Annotated in this window: 1 protein-coding gene; it reads left to right on the top strand. The window is 59.5% G+C overall.

Features of this window, described 5'->3' with window-relative positions; translation table 11 throughout:
- The coding region (locus BMW72_RS18255) for a hypothetical protein (protein ID WP_092113185.1) at window positions 1–1193 on the top strand (1193 nt) is incomplete at its 5' end.
- Window positions 1194–1236 lie beyond the last annotated feature (43 nt).

The following is a 1236-nucleotide window of genomic DNA, read 5'->3' as shown; positions in this document are numbered from 1 at the left end:
GAGTCACGTGCTATTACTTCTACCTGTGGGACACGGAATTTGGTCCCTCGTTCATCAAGATTTGCGCGTACTTCCCCTACCCGATCAAGGTCTGGGTCAATGGCCACGAGTGGGCCAAACGTCAAGCCACACGGGCTGGAATCGGCTTCACGTCCCTCTCGAATGGTTTCGCCAGCTGCGATGCCCCGGACGCGTTGCAAGCGATCTGTGACCGGCTTGGATCAGTCACCATTCAAGCGTTCTTTAACCGGTGGATGGACCTCCTGCCGTTGCCGTTGAATGAGTACGACCGCACGTTCGGGTACTGGTGGGAATTGTCGATGCGTCAGATTGAAACTTCCCGCACCTTTGTCTTCGACGCTCCCCGGCATGCTCGGGGGTTCTTCGAATCTCTCATCGCCGACAACCTCGACATCGGCCGCCCCGAGACCGTGGAGTTACTCTTCACCGGTCACGCTCCGCATTCCCGCAGCGCGCATCCGATCGTGAACCACACGCCGTGCAAAACGAAGATCGTGACCGAGGGCACCCAAGTCACTGTGAATGCGTTCTTCAAACATTCCCGCATCAAGCAATACCTCAAGGACGGCCGAGCCCTGCGCATCGAGACCGTCATCAACTCCCCCCGAGATCTCCAATGCCTCCGACGCTTGGAACACCTGGAGGAATTGCAGCTCAAAGCCCGTGACATCAACGCCCGACTACTCGATACTGAACGTGTCGGGCAGCGCTGTGTCCTTGCGAGCCCAGCCTTTGAGCGGGTCGCATCCCCAACACTCACACCGGACGGGAGAAGGGCTCCAGCCATCAGATTCGGCGACCCTCGGGTCGTGGCGCTGCTCGGCGCTCTCTGCATCAGCATCAACGTCCTCGGATTCACCCACCGGAGCCTCCGCGCCCTCGTGAACCCGCTACTTGACACTGAATACAGAGCAGGCCAGATGAGTTACGACCTCGCCAAGCTCCGCGCCAATGGCCTGATCCAACGCCGCGAACACAGCAACACCTACGTCCTCACCGCCGATGGACAACGCATCGCGATCTTCTATACGAAGCTGCACGACCGGCTCCTCCGGCCACTCATCGCCGCCAATACGCCCCCGGCACCAGCCCCACTCCGCCAGGCGTTGAAGACTATCGAGGAACACATCGACAGCTACCTCAACGACGCCCACATGGCTAACGCTGCCTAAAACTCGGTACAAACGCCCGACTTCTGGCCCCCAAGAAAGCTAG

Source organism: Cryobacterium luteum (genome assembly GCF_900110125.1).
Lineage (GTDB): Bacteria > Actinomycetota > Actinomycetes > Actinomycetales > Microbacteriaceae > Cryobacterium > Cryobacterium luteum.
This window is presented reverse-complemented; position numbering and strand designations above follow the sequence as displayed.